The following is a 23,921-nucleotide window of genomic DNA, read 5'->3' on the forward strand; positions in this document are numbered from 1 at the left end:
TCCATGACCACGACCTATCTTTTCACCGGCGGCCGTATTCTCGATGCCGAGGCGGGTGTCTTGCGCGACGGGCTCGATGTGCTGGTTTCGGGCGATCGCATCACTGCGGTTGGAGCCAATATTGCGGCTCCCGCCGACGCCACCACAATCGACCTTGCCGGCAAAGTGCTGATGCCGGGCCTGATCGACTGCCACGTGCATGTCGTGGCCGAAAGACTCGATCTCTGGGGCAATATGATCGCCCCCAGCTCCCTCTCGGCCCTGCGCTCGGCGCGCGTCATGACCGAGGCGCTGCAGCGCGGCTTCACCACCCTGCGCGATCTCGGCGGGGCCGATTATGGCCTGGTGCGGGCGGTGAACGAAGGCCTGCTCGATGGGCCGCGGCTGGTGATCTGTGGCAAGGGCCTTACCACCACCGGCGGCCATGCCGACCTGCGCCCCCGCACCGACGACCGGCCGGGGATTTTCTCCGATCGTCTGGGCTCGATGGGCCTCATTGTCGACGGCGTCGACAATGTCCGCGCGGCCTGCCGCACCATGATCAAGGAGGGCGCCAATTTCATCAAGGTGATGGCCAATGGTGGCGTTTCCTCGCCCAATGACCCGATCCATTCCATCCAATATTCGCGCGAGGAAATCCTCGCCATGGTGGAAGAGGCGGACAATGCCGGTCTCTATGTCTCCGCACATGTCTATACTGACAAGGCCATCAGGCGCTGCATCGAACTAGGCGTGCATAGCCTCGAACATTGCAATCTGATCGAGCCCGAAACCGCCCGCAAGGCGGCCGAAAAAGGCTGTATCGCTGTGCCGACGCTGGTGGCCTATGACGCGCTGCATATCGAGGGCGAAGCGCTGGGCCTGGGCGCGGCGGAATTTGCCAAGATCGAAGTGGTGCGCTCTGGCGGGCTGCGTTCGCTCGAAGTGATGCGCGACGCCGGCCTGCCTATGGCCTTTGGCTCGGACCTTTTGGGCCAGCTGCGCAAATATCACTGCATGGAATTTGAACTGCTGGCCAAGGTGCTGACGCCAGCCGAAATCATCCGCTCGGCCACGACGATTGGCGCGCGGCTGTGCCGGTTGGAGGGGCAGGTGGGCGTGATCGCCGCCGGCGCCTTTGCCGACCTGCTGGTGGTGGATGGTGACCCGCTGAGCGATATTACCCTGCTGCAGGGGGGGGGGGCGCATATGCCGGCTATCATGGCTGGTGGGAAGTTCGCCAAGCGGGCCATCTAGCCCCAAGAATCCCCACCCGACCCCTTCGGGGCCACCCTCCCCACAAGGGGGAGGGAATCGAAAGAGCCGAGGCTCTTCATTCGACCTTCCCTCCCCTTGATGGGGAGGGATCGAGGGTGGGGTGATGGGGGCGCCGAATTGTCCTAGTGTTCGTTGTAACACCTAACCATCTGCCGAACTGAACCCCTCATGACCAATATTCCGCCCCACAGCCTCAATCCCAATGACATGGTCGCTGGCTTTGTGGTGCTGATCCTCTGTCAGCTGGCTGGCGAGGCGCTGGTCGGGCTGTTGCGGCTGGCCGTGCCGGGCGTGGCGCTGCCGGGGCCGGTGGTGGGCATGGTGCTGTTGCTGGTGCTGCTTTGCGTAGGCCGCAAGCAGGCCGGTACGGTGATCTCGGTGGCCAATGGGCTGTTGGGCGTACTGTCGCTGCTCTTCGTGCCCTCGGCGGTCGGCATCATGCAGCATGGTGAGCTGATCAAAACCTGGGGTTTCCAGCTGCTAGTCGCCGTCGTCGCCTCGACGCTGCTGACCCTCTTGGTGACGGTCGGCGCCTTCCTCCTCACCGAAAAGCTGATGGCGAGGACATCCGCATGACCGGGCTGGGGCAGATCTGGGTCTATCTTGCCGCCTCGCCACTGACCTGGCTGGCGGTGACGCTGCTGGCCTATGTCGTGGCACTGCGTCTCGCGGCGCTGCTCGGCAATAGCCCGCTGGCCAATAGCGTGCTGATCAGCGCCACGCTGGTGATCCTCGTGCTGCTGGCCACCGGGATCAGCTACCCGACCTATTTCGAGGGCGCGCAATTCGTGCACTTCCTGCTTGGGCCGGCGACGGTGTCACTGGCCGTGCCGCTGTTCCGCAACCTCGCCGCCGTGCGTCGCTCGCTACTGCCCATCGTCGTGGCGCTGGTGGCTGGTTCGCTGACCGCGATGGGCAGCGCCGTCGCCATCGCCTGGGCTTTCGGCGCGCCGCTGGAAGTCCTCGCCTCGATCGCTCCCAAGTCCGTCTCGGCACCCATCGCCATGGAACTGGCCAAGTCGCTGGGCGGCATTCCGTCGCTGGCGGCGGTGCTGGTCATCCTGACCGGCATCACCGGGGCCGTCGTAGTCACGCCGCTGATGGATGCCTTGCAGATCAAGAATTACGCCGCGCGCGGCTTTGCCGTGGGCCTCACCTCACATGGCATTGGCACGGCGCGGGCGCTGCAGGTCAGCGATATCGGCGGCGCCTTTTCGGGCATTGCCATGGCGCTAAACGGCGCCTTCACCAGCCTGCTTATCGTGGGACTGCTCGCGCTCGGTTGGGGTTAAACCGTCATCACAACTCGCCACGACCGGTCGGTCCGGATGCGACCCCATTTCGGTCAAAGCATCTCGACTGTGAACATAATCAAAGCTGACATTGCTGTGAAAGCCGGTGGAGATAGGGGGCGGCGACAGGCACTGAAAGTGCAGGTGTGGTGCGGCCAAGCTGCCAACATCTTGGGAATGGCCGCCCCCGGGCTCGTTAGCGGGCGACGCGGGCTATTGCGTCGCCACGGAAGGTGCCGACCCAATATTCGTCGGTCAGTTCAAGCACAGTGGTGCCGGCCCCAAATTCGGGCGATCCGTCGAGGGTAAAAAGCTCGGCAACTTCAAGTGTTTCCGGATCGATGCTGACCGCCTTGGTCTTGAGGGGGCAGACGATGGGGGAGTCCGGACCGAGGCAACTGAACCCTTCCTCAAGCGTCACAGACTGCCCTGCTGCAAGCAACTGGCCGTCCCCATTCATGTGCAGATTGTCTGCCAAGAAATCGACGGGGATGGACACCCGCTCATAAGGCATGGCGTCGATCGTCAGGCGCATGATTTCCGCGCCAGACCAGGCCGCCACGAAGAGATATTTTCCGTCGGGTGAGACTTCGACGCCGTTGTTACCGGAGGCCTCGCTCCCGGCTAGCTCCGACCAGCCTGCCTCGGGATGCCAGAGCGCGATGAAGCCGGTATTCTCCCCCGCGAAGAACTTTTCCGTCGCCGTTTCGTCGCCATTGACCAAGAAAGCGCTGACGGCAAGGCGGCCGTCCGGCAATGCCACCACCGCATTGGGATTGACGCTTTCTGGCAGGACCACACAGCCGCTCCAGGCAAACTGCGGAGCGTCCTTGGCAAGGGTCACGTCGAACATTTCAATAGTGCGGCGGCCGTGATTGACAACATATGCCGTCAGGCCGTCATCTTCTTCCTGGTGGATCGAAATGCCATGTGGCGACAGCTCTGTCTGCTCGAGCGTGCTGGGGCAGCCTTCCCCGGCCCCATCGGCCGTCGACCAAGTGACCACCTGGCGCTCAAGCGTCTTGCTGTTGAGCAGGACCAAGCCCTCTCCAGACGAGTTGAGCGTGCTGTAGCTGCTGACCAGCACCCAATCGGTGCTGGGCACATGCACTAGATCCTCAGCACTCACTACCTTGCAAACGATGGCCGGCGACGCCGCGTCGCAACCTGCTTCCTGGGCAAGACTGGCGCCGGTGCCGAGTGCAGTCGACAAGGCCAGAAGCAGAGCCATCGCCGACTGGGATGCGAAAAGTCCTGTAAGATTTGTCTTCATTTGCATTCCCTCCAAAAGACGGCACAAATTAAACATCCACAATCTTTCAACTGTCAACAGTTGGCTTTTTGGGTGTTATGCGAAGAGAACTTGGTGTTGTCGGGCCAAACATCGCTGCGAGAGGGCGGTCAGTTTTGGCGCGAATTACCCCATGTGTTGAAGCACAGACATGTAGTGACATACGATCGAGCGGTCAAAACGATAAATTCGTCAGCCTGAAATCCCAGACTTATGGGCAGGCCGGTGCAGTTTGAGAACCGGCGCGCCCTCAGGTTTTGTCGCCAGTAGATTTCGATCGCGCCTACGACGAATGGCTGCCATCACAACTTCAAACAAACTGTTGACAGATGACAGGCACATGAAGGACGGTGACTATCGCAGGAGCCGTCATGCCTTTCTTGTCTAAGTTCAGCTCGACCGCCTTACTCTTTCCCACCATGCTGATGCTCGGTGTGGTGCTCGGCATTCCATTGTATTACCTGTTGAATTTCAGCACCTTGACCGGCGATTTCATGTTGCAGGACGTGACCGGTCCGACCATCAGCAACTATTCCGATCTGTTAACAGATGGGTTCTTCTTGGGCATTGCCGGGCGCACCTTCGTTATTTCCTTTTGCGTAACCGTGGTTGCGCTAGTGCTCGGCTTTCCGCTGGCCTCGTTGATGTCCCGCGCCCCAGCCGCCTGGCGCTCGCCCATCGCCATTGTCGTGCTCTCGCCGCTGCTGGTCAGCATGGTCGCCAGCTCCTATGGCTGGATCGTTATTCTGGGCAATAATGGCGTCATCAATAACGCGCTGATGGGGCTCGGCCTGATCCGGGCGCCGATCCGGCTGCTCTATACCGATTTCGCCATCGGCGTCGGCCTCGTCCATATCGTGCTGCCCTTCATGGTCCTGTCGCTGGTCGCGGCGCTCGATCGCATCGAGCCGGCGATCAGCGAGGCTGCTTCCACTCTGGGCGCCAATCGGGCGCGGGTTTGGTGGCATATCCTCTTGCCGCTCTGCGTGCCGGGCATTGGGGCAGGGGTGACGCTCTGCTTCTCGCTGTCGATCTCGGCCTATGTCACCCCGGCCGTGCTGGGGCCAAGCGGGCCCAACTTCATCACGACGCTGATCTACCAGAATTTCGTGAATCTCTATGAATGGGGCACCGGCTCGGCCATGGCATTCCTGCTGCTGCTCGTTGCCGCGGCCGTGGTGCTTGGTCTCGGCACGCTGACCACGCTGCTGTCTCCCGCCCAGAGGCGCCCGCAATGAACAGGCTTTTCTTTGGCGTGGTCATCGCGCTGCTTTTCACCTTCATCCTGGCGCCGACCGTGGTTATCGCGCTCAGCTCCTTCGGTACCAGCGAAATCCTCGAATTTCCGCCGCAGAGCTTCACCCTGCGCTGGTATGCCTATGCCCTGGCGCGGCCGGAATTCACCTCCGCCGCCTGGAACAGCCTCTGGCTCGCCGTGAGCTCGACGGCCATCGCCACGCCGCTGGCCATTGCCGCCTCGCTCGCCATCACCCGTGGCCGCCTGCCGGGCCGGGAAGTGCTGCAGACCATCCTGCTGGCGCCGCTGGTTGTGCCTTCCGTGGTTATCGGCCTTGCCATCCTCTTGGCCTCATCGCGGCTGGGCTTTTCCAGCGGCAGCACGCGGCTGATAGCGGCGCATGTGCTGATCGTGCTGCCCTATCTGGTGCGCACCACCAGCGCGAGCCTGGTCCGGCTCGATCCGCTGGCCGAGGAAGCTGCGCGCACGCTCGGCGCCAATAGCCTGCGCACCTTCCTCCACGTCACGCTGCCAGGCCTGGCCCCCGGCCTGCTGGCGGGCATGATCTTTGGTTTCATCATCTCCTTCGACAATGTCTCCATCTCGCTCTTCCTCGCCAATGCGCGCACCAACACGCTGCCGCTGAGCCTGATGAGCTATGTCGAATACAACCTCGATCCATCGGTCGCGGCTGTCTCCACCCTTCTCATCCTGATGGCCCTGGTCGTCGCAATCGCCCTCGAGCGCTTTGCCGGCCTGCGCAAGACTCTGGGAGCCTAAGGCCTTGCCCGCACTCGATATCCAGTCAGTAACCAAGAGCTACAACAAGCTGCGTGTGCTCGACCGGGTTTCGGCCCAGATCGACAAGGGGGAGCTGGTGACCCTGCTCGGCCCCAGCGGCTGCGGCAAGACCACTTTGCTGCGCTCGATTGCCGGCCTCGCCGATATCGACGAGGGCCGCATTGTGCTCGAAGGGCGCGACGTCACCAAAGTGCCGATCCACAAGCGCGGCATTGCTATGGTCTTCCAGTCCCATGCGCTGTTTCCGCATATGAGCGTGGCCGACAATGTTGCCTTCGGTCTCAAGATGCAGGGCGTTGGCAAGGCCGAGCGCGAAGATCGCGTCAAGCGGGCGCTGAGCCTTGTGCGGCTCGATGCCTATCTGACCCGCATGCCGCATGAGCTCTCCGGCGGCCAGCAGCAGCGCGTGGCCATTGCCCGCGCCATCGTCACCAATCCGACCGCCCTGCTGCTCGACGAACCCTTCGGTGCGCTCGACCGCAAGCTGCGCGAAACGCTGCAGGTCGAATTGCGCCGGCTGACCAAGGAATTGGGTATTACCGCCATCTTCGTCACCCATGACCAGGAAGAGGCCGTGGTGCTGAGCGACCGCGTGGCGGTGATGAATGCCGGCGTGATCCAGCAGATCGCTCCGGCCGTCGACGTCTATGAAAACCCGGCCAACGAATTCGTCGCCAATTTCATGGGCTTCCAGAACATTTTCGACGCCAAGGTGCGCTCCGCGCAGGAATTGGCGATCGGGGACACGGTCATTGCGACCGACAAAATCGATGTGGCACCGGGTGAGGGAATCCGGATGGCCATTAGAGCCGAGCGTGTGTCGATCACGGCCGGGCATCGCGAAGGGGCGATACCGGGGCAGGTCTCCTCGTCCACCTATCTGGGCGAGCAGAATGCCTATGTCGTCGACACAGCAGATGGTCCCGTGACTGCCCGCATTCCCACTTCGGTGGCGCGGTTCAGCATGGGAGAGGCCGTATCGGTCAGTTTCGATCCGGCGGCCGTACGCGTACTGGCCAGCTAGCACCAAGGGAGATTGGGAGAATGACAGCAAATTCACTGACGAGACGGCATTTTTTGGCCGCTACGGCCGCTGCAGGCGTGGTCACCGGCTTCCCCGCAATCGTGCGGGCGCAAAGCAAGACCATTGTCACCACCCTGTTCGGGGGTGCCTATGAAGAGAATTACCGCAAGCATGTGCTCGATCCCTTCTCCGCAAGGACGGGTGCAGAATTCGTGATCAAGTATGGCTCGGCCGACGAGTGGCTGAACAATGCTTTGGTCAATCGCGACGCGCCCGAAATCGACCTGCCTTTCCTTTCGCTGCCGGTGGCCATGCGCGCCATTCGCGTGCCGGACCTCTTCCTGGAGCTGACGGCTAACGAGATCCCGGCTCTGGCCGATGTGCATCCGATTTTCAAAGATACCTATGAGGGCAAGGCTGTCGGCTTCAACTATGTCGACTATGGCATTCTCTATCGCGAAGACATGGTGGAAAAGCCGATCACGGCTTGGGCAGATCTCTGGGATCCATCGCTGGCCGGCAAAATCCTGGCCCCGGCGGCTGCCGCCGGCTCCATGTATGAGTTGGTAATGATCGCCGCGACGCTTGCGGGAGATGGTTCGGACTGGAACTTGGGCATTGAAAAGCTCAAGGAGCTCAAGCCCAATGTCGCCCGCTGGTTCAACACGGCCAATGAGGTCGACGGCCTGATCCAGCGTCAAGAAGCTGGCGTTGCGGCTGGCTTTGGTGGCTTCCGCTCCTATGCGCTGATAGACGGCGGCGTCCCGGGCAAGTTTGTGACGCCGACGGAGGGCGCGCCCATGGGCGTTCTCTCCTATCACGTCCCGACCAATGCGGCGAACCGCGACCTCCTACTCGAATTCGTCGACTTTGCCCTAAGCGTAGACCGGCAGGTAGCCTTCGGCAATGCCATGCCGACCGGCGTGGTCAACTCCAAGGCCGTGCTGGACCCGGCTGTTGCCAGCCGCATCGCACCGGCCGATCAATTGCTGCGCATCGACTGGGCCTCGATCCAGTCGTCCTTCACCGAAATCACCCAGCGCATGCAGCAGGAAGTGATCTCGGGCTGATGAGCACAGATACCGTCCCGCAGATCGGCGGCCATGCTGATCCAAGGTTTGATGCCGTGGCCAAGGCTTTCCGCGAGAACTTCACCCAGCGTGACGAACTCGGCGGGGCCGTGGCCATCTACTACCGCAATGCGCTGGTGGTGGATCTGTGGGGCGGTATTGCTGACAAGCAGAGAGGCGCGCCATGGCGCGCCGATACACTGACGTTGATGATGTCGGTCGCCAAGGGCGTCTCGGCGATCTGCGTGGCCATGCTGGTGGATCGTGGACAGCTAACTCTCGACGCGCCGGTCAGCACGTATTGGCCCGAATTTGCCGCTGACGGGAAAGGCGAGATCACCGTCCGCCAAGCACTGGGCCACCTAGCCGGCATTCCGGTGACGGACCTTGCTGCACCGGGCGATATCTATCATTGGGACCGAATGATTGCCGCCATTGCCAACCAGAAGCCGCTGTGGCCGGTGGGCGAGAAACAAGTCTATCATTCCTCGACGCTTGGCTTCATCGCCGGCGAACTGGTACGCCGGCTGACTGGCAAGACCATCGGCACATTTCTGCAGGACGAGATTTGCGGCCCACGCGGGCTCGACTATTTCATCGGCATGAACGAGGCGCAGCAGGCGCGCTGTTCTACCATCGTGGCTTCGGCCAATAATGTGGTCAATGCCGCCAAGCGCGAGCCCAAGGACTCTATCGCCTATCGCATGTGGCAGGCAGTGCCGGTGGAAGAGGACTATAATTCCGCCCTCTGGCGCGGCGAGGAACTGCCCTCGGTCAATGGTCACGGCACGGCGCGCGCCGTTGCTGGGATCTATAATGCCATGATCGGGCCTGAACCGCTGGTCAGCGCGCCGACGCAGGCGCAGTTCCTCACCGAGCAGAAGGCCCGGACGACGGATAGCGAAGGCGCAAGACTGCGCATGGCGGTCGGCTTCATGCTCAATTCGCCGCCGCATCGCCCCATGGGACCCAATCTTGCAAGCTTTGGTCATTCTGGGGCGGGGGGCTCGCAGGCCTTTGCCGATCCGGTGTCGCAGCTGAGCCTGTGCTGGACTACCAATAAGATGCACGACGGCAATGATATCGGCCCGCGCGCCGCAGCTATCATTGAGGCCGCTTACGCTAGCATTTCTGACTGAATTCAAAGCCTTGTGTTGCAGTGCTCATCCCATGGAAGGTCGCCATTTGCGGCTTTTGGCGTTTTGCGTCGTGCTGGCTACTAAACCCCTGCAGACTGGCCTCTTCACTCGTCGGTAAACTGTTGACAGTTATCAGGATGGGTGCATAGTCTCTGCTGTGAGGGAAGGGTCCGCAGGCCGAGCTTGGACTGGACCCAACACAGGAAGGGAGTTTCCATGTCTTACTTCAGCACGATGAAGGGCTTCGCCGCAGCAGCTCTTATCAGCGCCACATCCTTGATTGCTCTATCGACCGCTGCCATGGCTGCCCCCGAACAGCTGACGATCGCGCTGTCGGGTGACGTGCCCACGCTCGACCCGAGCAAGGACACCTCGCCGATCGGCCTCAACCTGCGCCTCAACGTCTATAACGCGCTGACCGAGCTGGGGCGCGATGGCGCGGTCATTCCCCAGCTGGCCGAAAGCTGGGCGGTCAGCGACGACCTGACCGAATGGACCTTCAAGCTGCGCGAAGGCGTCAAATTCCACGACGGCTCGACCATGACGGCCGATGACGTGGTCTTCACCACCGAGCATGTGCTGGCCGACGAAACTTCGCCCGTGCGCGCCTTCCTGCGCCTTGTGGAAAAGGCCGAGGCCGTGGACGACACCACTGTCAAGTTCACCCTGACCCAGCCCTATGCGATGTTCGATCGCCAGAGCAAATATCTCTACGTGATGAGCCGCGCCTATTACGACGCCAATGGCGATACCGGCTATGCCACCGCCCCGATCGGTACCGGCCCCTACAAGCTGGCCGAATGGGTCAAGGATGACCGCATGGTGCTGGAAGCCTTCCCGGAGTATTGGGGTGGCGAGCCGGCCGTCAAGACTGGCATTTTCCGTCCGATCCCGTCCGACGCCGCCCGCGCCAATGCGTTGCTTTCGGGTGAAGTCGATCTGGTCCCGAGCCTGCCGCCAAGTCTGATGGACATGCTGGCCGGCAATCCGGCACTCAAGGTTGAGGTGGCCCCCGGCTACCGCGTCTCCTTCCTCGAGCTCAACCCGGATATCGCTCCCTTCGACAATCCGCTGATCCGCCAGGCCGTTGACGTTGCCATCGACCGCGTCGCCATTGCTGACCAGCTGATGCGCGGTACCGGCAAGGCCAGCGGCATCATGGTCCCGCCCTCCAATGGCGGCTATGACGCGTCCTTCACTCCAACCGAGTTCGACCCCGAACTCGCCAAGCAGCTTGTCCAGGAAGCCGGTTATGACGGCACCCCGATCATTCTCGACTATCCGAACAACAACTATCCGATGGCCAATGAAGTCGCCCAGGCGATTGCCGGATACCTGACCACGGCCGGTCTCAACGTCCAACTTAACCCGATGGAATTCACGGCCTTCTTCCCGGCCTGGGTACAGAACAAGCTGAGCCCGATGTATTACTTTGCTTTCGGCTCCTCGCAGTTCCACGCCGAAACCATCCTTGCCACGCTTTACGAAGCCGGCGGTCACCTGCGCCACAACAATCCAGCGATCGATGCCCTGGTGAAGTCCCAGCGCCAAGAAATCGACGAGACCAAGAAGCAGGAAATGATCAGCGAGGCCTTCCGCATCAGCAATGAAGACCGCCAGTTCCTGCCGCTCTACGACATGCTGCAGGTCTACGGCGTCAAGGCCGACATCGACTACGTGCCTTACCCGGACGAAATCGTCCGCCTCTATACGTTCGAATAACCTCCCTTGAACGTCTGAAATGGGCCGGTTCGTCGGCCCATTTTTGTTGGGCCCAATGCCCCGTGCAAAACAAAAGGCCCGGCAGATCTGCCGGGCCTTTGTCATTGGGAGGGAGACTACTGGTCGAGCGTGAAAAGGTTGCCCGGGCTCATGATGTCAGCCGGATCGAACTGGGCCTTGAGCTGGTCGAGCAGGGCACGCACCGGCGCCTGGCGGGTTTCCATATAGGGATACTTGCGCCCGATCTGCATATGGACGCCGCCGAGCTCGCGCCATTCGGCGAGAATGGAACGAGTCAGCTCCTTGAGCTTTTCCCGCGCGGCCGGATTGTCCGGGCGGCGCTTGAGCGCGGCTCGCTGGGCCTCGTTCATGAAGTCGAGATGGAGCGGCAGCGGCGCATCCGACCAGCGGATCAGCGTCTCGACACCGACGCCCGAGGGCCCATGGGTCGAAAGCAGATAGCCATGCGAAATGCCCATGTCCTTGAGTGCGGCAGCATCGCGCTGGAACACGGCTTCGGTGCGGGTAAAGCATTCCCCGCCGCGCGAATTGGGCACGACGGTATGCAGCCAGGCCATGCGCTTGCCCGAGGGCGTCAGCAGGCCCGACATGGGCGGGAAGGGCATGGCCCGCATGACGCGCGGAATGGAGGCGGGGATTTCCCGCCCACCAGCCGCGCGGGCAATGGCGCGCACGCGCCGCGCCTTGCGATCCGCCTCATGCTGATCGCCGCCTTCGACGATCGTGTTCATGAGATAGCCGACCTTCTTGGCGAAGCGTCGGCCGTGGAGAGCAATCAGCGTCGCGTCGCGCAGACCCGAAGTCAGGCTCGACGCGCCCTTGATGATCTGGCCGACGGTCTTGAAATCGGCGAGCAGGCCATCGCTCTGCATGCGCGACTGCGCCGAGAACGGGTCCATACCCAGGCATTCGCTGGCCAGCAGCTCCGCCCCGATCTGTGCCATGGCGTCCATCTGCGCGGCCGGGTCGTCAAAGGAGAAGGAGGCGAAAGTCTCGCCCTTAGCGGCCGGGATGAGCTGCAGCGAGATCTGCGTCTTGATGCCAAAGGCACCGCAATCGCCGAGGAACATGCCGCTGAGATCGGGTCCGTAATTGCGGAAGAAGGGGGCGGTCTTGTCGCCGCCGGCCGATCCGGTCTGGATCACATCGCCCGCGCCGGTCACGATGCGCACGCCCAGCACCGACTCGGCGGAGCTGCCGCGGGAGGCGGAGCCGAAGAATTTGGCGCCCTGCGAGACCGAGCCGCCAACAGTAGCATGAAGCCCGGAAAACGTACCCCAGAAGGGCGTGGTGAGGCCGAGCGGACGCAGCGCATCGCGCAAGGCGGCCCAGGTGACACCGGCCTCAACGGTGACATAGCGGTCTTTTTCGTTGAGCTCGACAATATTGTCGAGCGCCGAAAGGTCGACCAGCGCGCAATTGGGCCGCACCGGCAGATAGCCGGCGCTGTAAGAGAGACCGCCGCCACGGCAATAGAGGCCGATACCGAGCTCTCGCGCCGCGCGTACCAGGCGCACCACGTCGTCTTCGCAGGCCGGATGCAGCACGGCGATCGGCTTGTGCGGCGCGGCATAGAAGACGTCGGTCGCATAGAGGTCGAGATGCTGCGTCTCGATACTCAGGCCCGGCAGGCGGGCGGCGAGCAGAGATGCCGGATCGGCAGATTCACTGGCCAAACCGGCCTCCTAGTGTTCGAGGCGGCGGCGCAGATAGCGGCCATGGCCGGCCGTTTCGATGACCATCTGGCCATCGCGATAAACTTCCGTGCCACGCACCAGCGTATTGGTTACGCGGCCCTTGAAGCCCATGCCTTCGTAGATGCTGTAGCCGGAATCGCTGAGCACATCCTCGGCGCTGAGCGAATATTCGGCATCTAGATCGACCAGGACGATATCGGCATCGAAACCCGGCGCGAGCGCGCCCTTCTGGCCCCAGAGGCCCATGGCCCTGGACGGGTTCTCGCAGAGCAAGGCAACGATGCGCTCGATCGGCACGCCACGGCGATGATGCCCCTCGGTCAGCATGACGGGGAGAATGGTTTCTAGGCCTGGGCAGCCCGGCGACGCCTTCCAGATACCGCCTTCCTTGCCGGCCAGCGTGCGATGCACATGGTCCGAGGCGACGGTGTCGATGGCGCCAGAGGCAATGCCGGCCCACAGCGCATCGCGATCGGCGGGTTCGCGCAAAGGCGGATTGATCTTGCCGACCACTCCTCGCTCCCAGGTCACGTCATGGGTCAGGTAATGCGGGCAGGTCTCGATGGTGATATCCACGCCCGACTCGCGTGCGGCAATGGCAGCATCGAGCGCTTCGCCAGAAGAGGTGTGGACCACATAGATGGATGAACCGGCCGCTTGGCAGAGCCGCGCCGCGCGCTGGATGGCATCGGCCTCGACGAAGGGCGGGCGCGATTCATTCCAAGAAGAGAGGCCGTTCAGACCCTCGGGATCCCGGGCCATGACCTGCTGGCGCAGGTAGTGGACGACCTCGATGTTTTCCGGATGCGGGCAAAGCACGCCGCCATTTTCAGCGCAGGCCTGGGCCAGGCGGAAAAGGAAGGCATCGTCGATATCGGGCAGGCCGAGGCGCTTGCCCTCGCCGCCGCGATTGTTCATGAAAATCTTGAAGCTCGGAATGCCGTAATCGGCAACGTAGCGCGGCACCTGCGCCAGTTGTTCCTCCGTCGAGATGATCAGGTGATAGCCGAAGTCGATATGGCTGCCGGCCTCGGTAACCGAGCGGATCTGGTCGAAGATTGTCGAATGTTCTTCGGCCGAGAGGATGAAGGGAACGATTGTAGTGACGCCGCCGCTGGCCGCGGCCGAGCTTTCGCTTTCCGCATCCGAAGCGGCGCGCGGATAGGAAATGTCGGCGCCATGGCCCAGGTGCACATGCACGTCCAGCGCGCCGGGCATGACGAGGCGCCCTGTAGCATCGATCCGCTTTTCAGCCTCCACATTCGTGCCCGCCTCAAGGATTGCCGCGATCCGCCCTTCGCTTACCGCGATATCATAGGGTGACGGCGCCTGGCCGGGCAGGGCGACGAGACCACCGTGAATGACGAGATCGAACATAGATTTTCCTCTTGTTTGCGACGTTGCGGCTTTCGGACAGGCGATCAGGTGTAGCGCTTCTCCATCGAATCGAAATCATGCTTGCGCACCGAACTCTGGCGCATTTCGAAGCTGGCCAGTTCATCCTTGACGCTGGCCAGCGAACCCGTGCGCTGCAGCTCGCCGAGGACATTATGCACCGAGAGCAGGGCCGCCTGCAGCGCCGCATTGGCATAAAGCCCTGCGCCATAGCCCATGTCCTTGAGCATGGTCTGCTCGACCGGAGGCGTCTTGCCGCCGAACACATAGTTGAAAATCTGCGGCACAGGCAATTCGCGTGAAATGCGGGCAATGTCATCGAGGCCAGTCGGTGCCTCCACAAAGGTCACGTCGGCACCCGCCTCGATATAGCGATGGGCGCGATCCATGGCATCCTCGATGCCATTGACGGCAATGGCGTCGGTGCGCGCGATGATCTGGAAATCCTGGTCGCGGCGGGAATCGACCGCAGCCTTGATCTTCTGCACCATTTCATCGGTCGGGATCACGGCCTTGCCGTTGAAATGGCCGCATTTCTTCGGAAAATCCTGATCCTCGATCTGGATGCCGGCGGCCCCCGCACGCTCATAGGCCCGCACAGTGCGATAGGTATTGACCGGATTGCCGAAGCCAGTGTCGCCATCGACCAGCAGCGGAATATCCACGGCTTCGGCGATCACGGCGATATGCTGCACCATTTCGCTCATGGTAATCAGGCCCACATCGGGCGAGCCGAGATACATATTGGTCACGCCGGCGCCGGTAATATAGGCGCATTCGTAGCCCAGTTCCTGGATCACATTGGCGAAGAGGGCGTTTGGCGTCCCCGGCATGATCACAGCCTCGCGGCGGGCCAGGATGCTCTTGAGCCGTGCGGCTTGACTAGTCACGCTTGATCTCCTTGCAACACGCGGCCGGCAAAGTCCCACATAATCGGCCCCGAACTAGATACTGGACACAATCTCCGCTGTATGATGTAAACTGTCAACAGTTGATAGGGCTGTTGATCAGCTCTTGGGCACAATGCACTAGGAAAATGCAATGAGCACGTCGGCGCCGGCTGCTGACACCGCAGACCTGCCCGTCCACAAGGGTTTCGTTACCGTGGAAGGCTGCCGTCTGCACTATGTCCGCCAGGGCAGGGGGCCGGCAGCCGTGCTGCTGCATGCCAGCCCCTGTTCGGCCAAGGTCATGGAGGATTTGCAGGCAGTCTGGGGCCGGGAATTCACCTGCTTTGCCTTCGATCTGCCCGGCTTCGGCCTGTCACAGGCGCCAGCGGATGGCGACATCACGATCGAGCGCATTGCTGATCTCATTGCCGGCGCCATGCGGGCAATTGGCATCGAGCAGGCCGCGCTTTATGGCCGGCATACTGGTGCCAGCGTCGCGCTGGAACTGGTGCTGCGCCACTCCAACCTCGCATCCATGCTGCTGACCGACGGCCTGCCCATCTTCGCCGCGCCCTATAGCGAAGAGCGCCTTGCGGAATATCTGCCGGCGATCACGCCACAATGGCATGGCGGGCATCTGACCTGGACTTTTTTCCGCTATCGCGAGCAGCACATGTTCTGGCCCTGGGATGCGGCCGACCTGGCGCATCGGGCCGATGCCGATCTGCCCGAAATCGACTTTCTCCATCGCGGTACACTCGAACTGCTCGAAGCGGCCGACACCTATGCCCGCACCTATCGCGCCGCTTTCCTGCATCAGGCCCTGCCGCACATCGGCGATGTGACAGTCCCCGTCTATTGGGGCAATCGGCCAGGCGACAGTCAGTTCAAGACCATTAAGCGCTATCCCGAAGCTGCACCGGTCCATGTGATGTCGCGCGATCCTGAAGTGGCTTTGCACGACGAGCTGAACCTGTTGCGCCGTCATCCGGCGCAGGGCCAAGTGCCCGACCATGTTTCCGGCTTTGCCGCTAAGGCGCTGCCATCCGAACTGCACGACTATATCGAAACCCGCCATGGTCCAGTGCGCGTCTATTGTACCGGCCTATCGCAAGCCGGTCAGCCGCTCCTCTTCCTGCACGATCTGCCCGGCAGCTTCGACCTGCACGATGCCCAGATCGAAGCACTGGCCGCCACCCGCCCGGTGCTGGCCTTCGATCTCGGCGGCAATGCCGAATCGCCTGCCGCTGCGCCAAATCTCTCCCTTTGGCGCGAGCAGGTGGAAGACGTGCTCGATGCACTTGGCTGGTCCGAGGTGGCTATCCACGCTCAGGGCAGCGCGGCGGCGCTGGCGCTGGACTTCGTGCAAGGTCATCCTGCCCGCGTGTCGGAAATCACCCTGCAATCACCGCCGCTACTGACGCCAGATGAGCGCGAGAGCTTCGCCGCCCATGCGCCCAATATCAGCCCAACCGAAGATGGCGGCTATCTGCTAAGACTCTGGCATCACCTGCGCGATGCCGAGCTCTGGTATCCATGGTTCAACCGCGACCATGCCGCCCGCCGCACGAACGAGCCGCGCATCGACCCGGCCCGGCTGACCCGTCATGCCGTGGCCCTGCTCAAGCAGCCGCGCAATTTTGCGCCGATCTGGCGCGAAGTGCTGTCGCGGGACCTTTTTGCCGCGCTGCAATCCTGCCCGGTAGCAGTTCGGATCACATCCGCGCCCAATGATATCTTCGCCCCGAGCGTCCAGCGCCATCTGGCTGGACAACGGGACGCCACCACACTCTGAATATTGTTCTGACTGGAGAATGCGATGTCGACCGATGCCCCGATCTACACCCTGCCGGACGTTCAGCGGCAGCCTCTCGAGGCAGTGCGGTCCCTGCAGAACCAGCTGCTGCGCCGCATGGTCGAGATTTGCTACGACCACCACCCCTTCTATTCGGAACTAATGCGCACCCGCGGCCTGACTCCGGCCGATATCCAGAATGTCGATGATCTGCAGAAGATCCCGCCATCCTCCAAGACCGATTTTCTCGCCGACCCCGAAGCCTTCCGCCTGCGTCCCGAGGGCCTGCCGCTCGCCGAAGGCACGCTGTGGAAGATCATTTATACCACCGGCACGACGACCGGAAAGCCGGCGCCGATCTTTGTCACCTCGCATGACCATTTTGCCTATCAGGACCTGTTCCGCACCCGCCAAGACCTGATCGGCCTGCGCAATACCGACCTGATTGCCAACCTCTTCCCGCTGACCTCTTTCCCCATGGGCGCCTATTCGCGCGGCCCAGACGAGGCAGCGGCCGTTGGCGCCGCCATGCTGATCGCCAATACTGGTCGCGTGGATTCCTATTACCCGGTCAATCGCAGCGTCGATGACGCCGTGGCCTCCATTGCCCGCCACAAGGCGACGGTGCTCTGGGGCGTTGCCGGCTTCGTGCGCCGCGTCCTGCTGCGTGCCGCCGAACTGGGCGCCGATTTCACCTCGGTCCGCATGGTTATGACCACCGGCGAAGCTGCCTCGCCCGCCATGCGCGACGACCTGCGCCTGCGCATGCGCAATCTCAATTGCGCCGACACCACCATCGTCAACCGCTATGGCTCGACCGAGCAGGGGGGCACGATGATCGAATGCTGCGACGGCTCTGGCTTTCATAGCTCCATGCCCGATCAGGTGTTCCACGAAGTGGTCGACGCCGAAAGCGGTGCGCGCCTCAATGATGGCGAGACGGGCATGCTGGCCATTACCCATCTCAACCGCCGCGGCACGGTCTTCCTGCGCTACAAGGTCGGCGATATGGGCGCGCTCGACCACACGGCGTGCCCGCATTGCGGCCGTACTTCGGTCCGCCTCTCGTCCAAGCCCGTGCGCACCGGCGATATCATCAAGATCAAGGGCGCCCTGGTGAACCTGGGCAATCTCAAGGCCGAACTCGACAAGATACCCGAGCTGGAAGAGTACCAGATCGTCGTGACCTCGGAATCGGCCACCGATCCATTCTCGCCCGATGTGCTCAAGGTTCGCTTGGCACCGGTTGAGGGCAAGGGCGAGGGCATCGGCACCGATATTGCCGGCCTTGTCACCAAGCTGACCAATCTGCGGCCCGAGATCGAAATCGCCAAGCGCGACGAGATTTTCGATCCCGTCGCCATGGCCAAGCCCAAGCGCATCGTCGACCTGCGCCAGCGCTGATGAGCGAGTTGGAACAAGGCGTGCTGGTAGATCGGCGCCACGGCGTCGCCACCATCACGCTCAGCCATCCCGAGCGCGCCAACGCGCTCGACCCGGCGGAATTTCATGCCTTGGCTAACGTGCTGGTCGAACTGGCCAGCGAGCCGGACCTGGTTGCCGTCGTGCTGACGGGGCAGGGCGCCCGCGCCTTCTGTGCCGGACTCAACCTGCGGAATGCCGAGGCGATCCAGCAGGACCTGTCGTCACAAGGTCCGACCGGACTGAGCGCGGCTCTGCGCGCATCAGCGGCGCTTCCCGTGCCGCTGATCGGCCGCATCAATGGCGCCTGCGTCGCCGGCGGCATGGGCCTGCTCGGCGCCTGTGACCAAGTGGTTGCAGTCGACACCGCGCGCTTTTGCCTGCCCGAGATCAATCATGGCATCTATCCCGATGTCGCCATGGCGGGCCTGCATGGACGCGGCGCATCCAGTGTGGTGAGACGTCTTGCCGATAGCGGTGCGATGATCGACTCAGCGGCAGCGCTCGATGCCGGGCTAGTCGACAGTGTTGTCGCAAGTGCCCAACTGGATGGAGCGGTGGAGGACGTACTGTCCTCTGTCCGATCGGGCCAGATGCCAGCGCGCTTCTCCGCTCGCCGCGCCACAGACGGAGCGGCTCATCTGGCCCGGCTCGAGGCCGCAGATGCGGCAGCCCGAAGCAGTACCATCAGAATAGTCAACAGTTGACAGTTTAGGGTCGATTTCCTAGCTTGACCCAACAGGAGGCGCCAATGCCCAGCACAGATTACCAGTTCGATCCGACCAAGACCCGCGACGGCTATGGCGCCATCGACATTGTGGTCAACTATTACACACCCCAGGTCATTGCCGAAAAGCGCGTGCCGACCGACGAGAATTTCCGCGACCAGGTGCGCATGGCAGGCGATCATCGCCTTGGCCTGACGCCTGAACAATACCTCGAAAAGATGGACCGCGCAGGCATCGAGCGCTCGCTGCTCATCGCCGCACGCTGCGGCGACCGCCGCATGAGCACGTCCACGGAAATCCCCTATTCCTACATTCACGATGCCTGCCAGAAATATCCGCACCGCTATTCGGCCGTCGCCGGCATCAATCCGCTGCTCGGCATTGCTGGCCTCAAGGAACTCGACCACGCGGTCAAGGACCTGGGCTTCGTTGCCGCCCATCTCTACCCGCACTGGTTCGGCCAGGCGCCGGATGCCGCGATCTATTACCCCTATTATGCACGCTGCGCCGAGCTGGGCATTCCGATCATGATGCAGGTGGGGCATTGCCTCGTCTACCGCGACGACAACCGCTTGGCGACTGTCGCCAAGCCAATGCTGCTCGACCGAATCGCCATCGATTTCCCCGAGCTGACCATTGTCGGCATCCATCTCGGCTATCCCTGGACCGAGGAGATGATCTCGGTCGCCACCAAGCACAAGAATGTCTATATGGCCGGCGACGCCTATGCGCCCAAGCATTGGGGACAGTCGGCCGTGCACTTTGCCAATACCTTCGGCCAGGACAAGTTCATGTTCGGCACCGACTGGTGGGTGATCGATCCGGAACGCGCCGTAAAGGAAGTCGATGACCTCGAATTCCGTGAACATTCCAAAAGGAAGATCATGCGCGACAATGCTTTGCGTGTTTTCAACCTGCCCAGCTAAGGATTTTAGCGCGTAACGGCTTGGTGCAGCGCCGAAAAATCGGTAAACAGTTGACGTCGGCGAAAAGGCGCATCGTGTGGGCGATGCGTCGGCCGGTCGGGAGCATGAATGAGCACTATACAGCCAATCGTGGGCGCTTCGCTGAGTTCGGAAGCGCTGGACATGGTCGTCGCGGCGATCACCTCGGGCGAATTCCAGCCCGGTGAACGCCTGTCCGAAGCCGAACTGGCCCGTCGGCTGGGCATCAGCCGCGGTCCGCTGCGCGAAGCCCTGGGGCGCCTCGAAGGCCGCCTCGTGACCCGCACACCGCGCATTGGTGTTCGCGTCATCGAATTGTCGCGGCGCAATATCGAAGACCTGTTCTACACGCGCGAGGCTCTCGAAGGCATGGGCGCGCGCCTGGCCTGTGAACGCATCTCGGCACAGGAAGTGGCGCGCCTGCGCGACCTGCTCAATACCGACCGCAGCCAGCCTGAAGTGCAGGCCGGCGAGGCCTATGCGCCACGTTCGACCGATGACGACTTCCATCTCTCCATCGTCAAGGCTGCCCATTGCGAGCAGATCGAGCGCCTGCTGATGGATCAAATCTATTACCAGCTCCGTATCCATCGCCGCAAATCCAGTACCCTGCCGGGCCGGGCGCGCGCGGCCCTGGTCGAGCATGAGAACATCGTCATTGCCCTTGAAGCGCGCGATCCTGACCAGGCCGAAAAGGCGATGCGGACGCATCTGCGCAATGCCCGCCTCAGCGCAATGGCAGCCACCTCAGAGTAACTGAAAACTGTTGACAGTTAGGCTGTAACGCTCTTGAATTCAGTTGCGGCATAGGTGCCGCGACAGGATGGAGTGAACTGTGAGCAAGCAGATTTGGGACAGGATTATCCCCGAGGAAGAAGTCCGGGCCTATGAGGCAGCGGGCTTCGGCGGAGCCTCGGGCATTGGCAGCAAGCCAGCGCTCCTCATCATCGACGTGCAATACCGCACTGTCGGTACCGAGCCCAAAACCTTCTTCGAATCCATCAAGGAATTTCCCACCTCCTGCGGCCAGGTTGGCTGGGACGCCGTGGCCCAGATCGAAAAGCTGGTGAAGCAGTTCCGCGAGAAGGGCTGGCCCATCATCTATCCCTATGTTGCGCCGAAGGAGAATTTCGACACCGGGCGACTTGCCGCCAAGGTGCCGGCGCTGATGGGCGTGGCCGCAAAGGGTTATGAATTCGTGCCGCCCGTTGCGCCGCAGCCGGGCGATGTGTTGCTGCCCAAGCGCCACCCGAGTGCCTTTTTCGGCACGCCGCTGGTGAGCTATCTGGTCGAGCGCGGCATCGACACGCTGGTCGTCACCGGCTGCACCACCAGCGGCTGCGTGCGCGGCAGCGTGGTCGACGCTTTCGCCTATAATTATCGCGTTCTGGTGCCCCATGATGCGGTTTATGACCGCTCGAACACCTCGCACCTGGTCAATCTCTTCGACATGAATGCCAAATATGCCGACGTTGTCTCGACCGACGAGGCCGTGGATATTCTGGGCAAGGTCCCCGCCAAGGCCTGAGCGACACTGATAGAAAAGAAAAGGCTCGGCGGGATCATCCACCGGGCCTTCTGTTTGACTCAGGAAAGGTTCAGATCGGCGCAGCGACCGTCTTGGTCTCGAGATAGGCGTTGAACATGTCCTCGCCTTTTTCGCGGCCCCAGCCGGACTGGCGGAAACCGCCAAAGGGCAGGGCGCTGTCGCCGACGAAATGCCGGTTGATGCCCACCGTGCCGGCGCGGACGCGGGCGGCCATCTTGTGTGCAAGGGAGAAATCCCTGGTGAAGATGCTGGCGGCCAGGCCATAGGGGCTGCCATTGGCTTCGGCAGCAATGGCGTCGAGATCGTCGTCGCCGAAGCGCAGGGCGGACAGGACCGGGCCGAACACTTCCTCGCGAACAATGTTCGATTCCGGCGTCAGGCTGGCGAGAATGGTCGGCTTATAGAAATAGCCCTCGCCGCCGATCGCCTCGGCCCCAGTGACCACCGAAGCGCCTGCGCGCACGGCATTTTCGGTCATCCCGGCCACCCGGGCGAGATGCGCCTCGGAAATCAGCGGACCCATTTGCGTCGTCGGATCGAGCCCATAGCCCACCTTGAGCGCATTGGCGGCCTCCGCCACGCCTTCGAGCACGCGATCAAAGGCCTTTTCATGCACATAGAGCCGCGAGCCAGCCGTGCAGATTTGCCCGGCACCCGAGAAAATGCCGGCGGCAATGGCCGGAATGGCGCTCGAAAGATCGGCATCGGGAAAGACGATGACCGGGCTCTTGCCGCCCAGTTCCAGCGTCACGCGCTTGAGATTGGACTGCGCCGCCGCCACTGCAATGGCACGGCCGACCGAGGTCGAGCCGGTAAAGGCGATCTTGTCGACATCGTTATGGGTCGAGAGCGTCGAGCCCACCTCGGCGCCGCCCAGCACGACGTTGAACACGCCTTCCGGAATGCCGGCCTCGATCGCCAGTTCTGCGAGGTAGATGGCCGTCAGCGGTGTCTGCTCTGCCGGCTTGAGCACAATGGTGCAGCCGGCGGCCAGGGCCGGTGCCAGCTTCCAGGCCGCCATCATCAACGGGCCATTCCACGGCACGATCTGCGCCACGACGCCAACCGGATCGCGCAAGGTATAGGCATGCCATTCGCCCGGCGAGGAGACCGGAATCGTGCGGCCCATCAGCTTGGTCGGCCAGCCGGCTGTATAGCGCAGCAGGTCAACCGACGTCCCGATATGGCCGATCTTGGCGGCATTGATTGGCAGGCCGCAATTGAGCGATTCAATTTCGGCCAGCACCTGGGTGTGTTCCTCGATCAGGTCGGCAAACTTCCAGATGACCTTGGTGCGCATATTGGGCTTCATGCTGCGCCAGGGGCCCTTGTTGAAGGCCGCACGGGCTGCTGCCACGGCCTTGTCGACATCGGAGGCAGTACCCTGTGGCACGTCGAGCAGCTTGGTGCCACGGCCCGGATCATAGACCGGGCTGGTCTTGCCGCCGCTTTCCGACACGACCTGGCCATTGATAAAATGGCCAAGCTGGCGCGCGAGGAAAGCGCGGGTTGCCGGCTGCAGTTCTGGGATTATCGCATTCATGGCCTAGGCTCCGGCGTGGAAGTCGATGATCTGGCGCACGGGTGCGCCGCCATAGAGCTTCTGGAAGCCGTCATTGACCTGCTCCAGCTCGATGCGGTCGCTGATCAGGTGATCGAGCTTGAGGCGCCCCTGGCGGTAGAAGTTCAGAAGGTTCGGAATATCGACGCGGAACTGGTTGGAGCCCATGGACGAGCCCTGAATCTTGCGGTCCTTGATGAACATCGAACCTTCGAATTCGAGCTTGCTGCCGGGCTTGAACATGCCCAAAAGCGTCGCCGTGCCGCCCATGCGCAGCATGCGGAAGGCCTGGTCGGCGGTCTGCTTCAGGCCCAGCGCCTCGAAGGAATAATGCACCCCGCCCTTGGTCAATTCGATGATCTCGTCCACCGGATCCTTGTCGGTGGCGTTGAACACATGCGTCGCGCCCAACTGCTTGGCGAGTTCGAGCTTGCTGTCGAGGCGATCGATGGCAATGATGCGGCCAGCGCCGGCCAGCTGGGCGCCGGAAATCACCGACAGGCCCACGCCGCCGCAGCCGATGACGGCAACGGTCGAACCCGGCACGACCTTGGCCGCATGGATGACGGCACCGACACCGGTCAGCACGCCGCAGCCAACCAGGGCGGCGCGGTCGAGCGGCAGGTCCTTGTCAATCTTCACCAGCGCATTTTCATGGATCAGCATCTGTTCGGCAAAGGCCGAAAGATTGGACGACTGGTGAATCACCTGGCCATTGAGCGACATGCGCCGCGCCACGCCGGCCGCCAGCTTGGGCGAGGGGGCTTCGCACAGGCTCGGATGACCGGTAACACACTGCGAACAGCAGCCGCAGAATACCGATAGACAGCCCACGACATGGTCGCCGACCTGCACATGGGTGACGTCTTCGCCCACGGCTTCGACGATGCCGGAGGCTTCATGGCCGGGGATATAGGGCATGGGATGCGGATAGGTGCCGTCGGCAAAATGCAGGTCGGAATGACAAATCCCGGCATAGGCCGTGCGGACCAGAACCTCGCGGCTCTTGGGCTTTTCGATGGTGACGTTCTCGATGGTCATCGGTTCGCCAGCTTTCCAGACAACTGCAGCTTTCATCTCACATCC

21 protein-coding genes are annotated in these 23,921 nt (G+C 62.3%); 15 read left to right on the forward strand and 6 right to left on the reverse strand.

Going from position 1 to position 23,921, the window contains the following annotated elements; genetic code table 11:
* The first annotated feature begins 3 nt into the window (after positions 1-3).
* The 3 genes from BM045_RS16065 (at position 4) to BM045_RS16075 (ending at position 2,549) form a co-directional block, all read left to right on the forward strand.
* Positions 4-1,236, forward strand: coding sequence for a metal-dependent hydrolase family protein (locus BM045_RS16065; protein ID WP_092185065.1), 1,233 nt, complete (start codon positions 4-6; stop codon positions 1,234-1,236).
* A 189-nt stretch (positions 1,237-1,425) separates the two neighbouring features.
* Positions 1,426-1,833, forward strand: coding sequence for a CidA/LrgA family protein (locus BM045_RS16070; RefSeq protein ID WP_210185033.1), 408 nt, complete (start codon positions 1,426-1,428; stop codon positions 1,831-1,833).
* Positions 1,830-2,549 carry an LrgB family protein gene (locus BM045_RS16075; protein WP_092185066.1) on the forward strand — a complete coding sequence of 240 codons (720 nt, stop codon included), beginning with the start codon at positions 1,830-1,832 and terminating at the stop codon, positions 2,547-2,549. The genes BM045_RS16070 and BM045_RS16075 overlap by 4 nt, the downstream gene beginning before the upstream one ends.
* Before the next feature lie 196 nt (positions 2,550-2,745).
* On the opposite strand, the gene BM045_RS16080 is transcribed toward BM045_RS16075, so the two are convergent.
* On the reverse strand, positions 2,746-3,822 hold the full coding sequence (locus BM045_RS16080; RefSeq protein WP_139198821.1) for an SMP-30/gluconolactonase/LRE family protein: 1,077 nt from the start codon (positions 3,820-3,822) through the stop codon (positions 2,746-2,748).
* A 389-nt stretch (positions 3,823-4,211) separates the two neighbouring features.
* Between BM045_RS16080 and BM045_RS18770 the strand changes: the two genes are divergently transcribed.
* The 6 genes from BM045_RS18770 to BM045_RS16110 all read left to right on the forward strand — a co-directional run bounded on the left by BM045_RS18770 (position 4,212) and on the right by BM045_RS16110 (position 10,833).
* Positions 4,212-5,078, forward strand: a complete 867-nt coding sequence (locus BM045_RS18770) for an ABC transporter permease (protein ID WP_139198822.1) — start codon at positions 4,212-4,214, stop codon at positions 5,076-5,078.
* Positions 5,075-5,857: an ABC transporter permease gene (locus tag BM045_RS16090; RefSeq protein WP_170848544.1), complete on the forward strand. Its 783-nt coding sequence runs from the start codon at positions 5,075-5,077 to the stop codon at positions 5,855-5,857. The genes BM045_RS18770 and BM045_RS16090 overlap by 4 nt, the downstream gene beginning before the upstream one ends.
* Positions 5,858-5,861: 4 nt before the next feature.
* Complete coding sequence (locus BM045_RS16095; RefSeq protein WP_170848545.1) at positions 5,862-6,902, forward strand: ABC transporter ATP-binding protein; 1,041 nt, start codon at positions 5,862-5,864, stop codon at positions 6,900-6,902.
* A 20-nt stretch (positions 6,903-6,922) separates the two neighbouring features.
* On the forward strand, positions 6,923-7,972 hold the full coding sequence (locus tag BM045_RS16100) for an extracellular solute-binding protein (RefSeq protein WP_092185082.1): 1,050 nt from the start codon (positions 6,923-6,925) through the stop codon (positions 7,970-7,972).
* On the forward strand, positions 7,972-9,111 hold the full coding sequence (locus tag BM045_RS16105) for a serine hydrolase domain-containing protein (protein WP_092185083.1): 1,140 nt from the start codon (positions 7,972-7,974) through the stop codon (positions 9,109-9,111). The genes BM045_RS16100 and BM045_RS16105 overlap by 1 nt, the downstream gene beginning before the upstream one ends.
* A 216-nt stretch (positions 9,112-9,327) precedes the next feature.
* On the forward strand, positions 9,328-10,833 hold the full coding sequence (locus BM045_RS16110; RefSeq protein ID WP_092185084.1) for an ABC transporter substrate-binding protein: 1,506 nt from the start codon (positions 9,328-9,330) through the stop codon (positions 10,831-10,833).
* Between the two features lie 116 nt (positions 10,834-10,949).
* On the opposite strand, the gene BM045_RS16115 is transcribed toward BM045_RS16110, so the two are convergent.
* Genes BM045_RS16115 through BM045_RS16125 form a run of 3 tightly spaced genes read right to left on the reverse strand, consistent with a single transcriptional unit; the run spans position 10,950 to position 14,836 of the window.
* Positions 10,950-12,530 carry an FAD-binding oxidoreductase gene (locus tag BM045_RS16115; RefSeq protein WP_092185085.1) on the reverse strand — a complete coding sequence of 527 codons (1,581 nt, stop codon included), beginning with the start codon at positions 12,528-12,530 and terminating at the stop codon, positions 10,950-10,952.
* Positions 12,531-12,539: 9 nt separating this feature from the next.
* Entirely contained in the window at positions 12,540-13,928 is a 1,389-nt protein-coding gene (locus BM045_RS16120) for a dihydroorotase (protein ID WP_092185086.1), read from the reverse strand.
* Between the two features lie 44 nt (positions 13,929-13,972).
* A complete protein-coding gene (locus BM045_RS16125; RefSeq protein WP_244523024.1) occupies positions 13,973-14,836 on the reverse strand; it encodes an isocitrate lyase/PEP mutase family protein in 864 nt (287 codons plus the stop codon).
* 151 nt (positions 14,837-14,987) lie between these two features.
* Between BM045_RS16125 and BM045_RS16130 the strand changes: the two genes are divergently transcribed.
* The 6 genes from BM045_RS16130 to BM045_RS16155 all read left to right on the forward strand — a co-directional run bounded on the left by BM045_RS16130 (position 14,988) and on the right by BM045_RS16155 (position 21,253).
* Entirely contained in the window at positions 14,988-16,631 is a 1,644-nt protein-coding gene (locus tag BM045_RS16130; protein ID WP_092185090.1) for an alpha/beta hydrolase, read from the forward strand.
* A 24-nt stretch (positions 16,632-16,655) separates the two neighbouring features.
* The gene (locus tag BM045_RS16135; RefSeq protein ID WP_092185094.1) at positions 16,656-18,035 is read left to right on the forward strand and encodes a phenylacetate--CoA ligase family protein; all 1,380 of its coding nucleotides are present in this window, start codon (positions 16,656-16,658) and stop codon (positions 18,033-18,035) included.
* A complete protein-coding gene (locus BM045_RS16140) occupies positions 18,035-18,760 on the forward strand; it encodes an enoyl-CoA hydratase/isomerase family protein (protein WP_092185096.1) in 726 nt (241 codons plus the stop codon). Before BM045_RS16135 ends, BM045_RS16140 begins: the two co-directional genes overlap by 1 nt.
* Positions 18,761-18,804: 44 nt before the next feature.
* Positions 18,805-19,707: an amidohydrolase family protein gene (locus BM045_RS16145; protein WP_092185097.1), complete on the forward strand. Its 903-nt coding sequence runs from the start codon at positions 18,805-18,807 to the stop codon at positions 19,705-19,707.
* A 108-nt stretch (positions 19,708-19,815) separates the two neighbouring features.
* A complete protein-coding gene (locus tag BM045_RS16150) occupies positions 19,816-20,481 on the forward strand; it encodes a GntR family transcriptional regulator (RefSeq protein ID WP_092185098.1) in 666 nt (221 codons plus the stop codon).
* 79 nt (positions 20,482-20,560) lie between these two features.
* Positions 20,561-21,253, forward strand: a complete 693-nt coding sequence (locus tag BM045_RS16155; protein WP_092185099.1) for an isochorismatase family protein — start codon at positions 20,561-20,563, stop codon at positions 21,251-21,253.
* A 70-nt stretch (positions 21,254-21,323) separates the two neighbouring features.
* Here BM045_RS16155 and BM045_RS16160 read toward each other — a convergent pair whose 3' ends face one another.
* Both BM045_RS16160 and BM045_RS16165 read right to left on the reverse strand, forming a co-directional pair.
* Positions 21,324-22,817 (reverse strand): aldehyde dehydrogenase family protein, encoded by a 1,494-nt coding sequence (locus BM045_RS16160; protein ID WP_092185100.1) that lies wholly within the window; start codon positions 22,815-22,817, stop codon positions 21,324-21,326.
* A 3-nt stretch (positions 22,818-22,820) separates the two neighbouring features.
* Complete coding sequence (locus BM045_RS16165; protein ID WP_092185101.1) at positions 22,821-23,912, reverse strand: Zn-dependent alcohol dehydrogenase; 1,092 nt, start codon at positions 23,910-23,912, stop codon at positions 22,821-22,823.
* Between the last annotated feature and the right edge of the window lie 9 nt (positions 23,913-23,921).

It is taken from the genome of Devosia sp. YR412 (genome assembly GCF_900110945.1).
GTDB lineage: Bacteria > Pseudomonadota > Alphaproteobacteria > Rhizobiales > Devosiaceae > Devosia.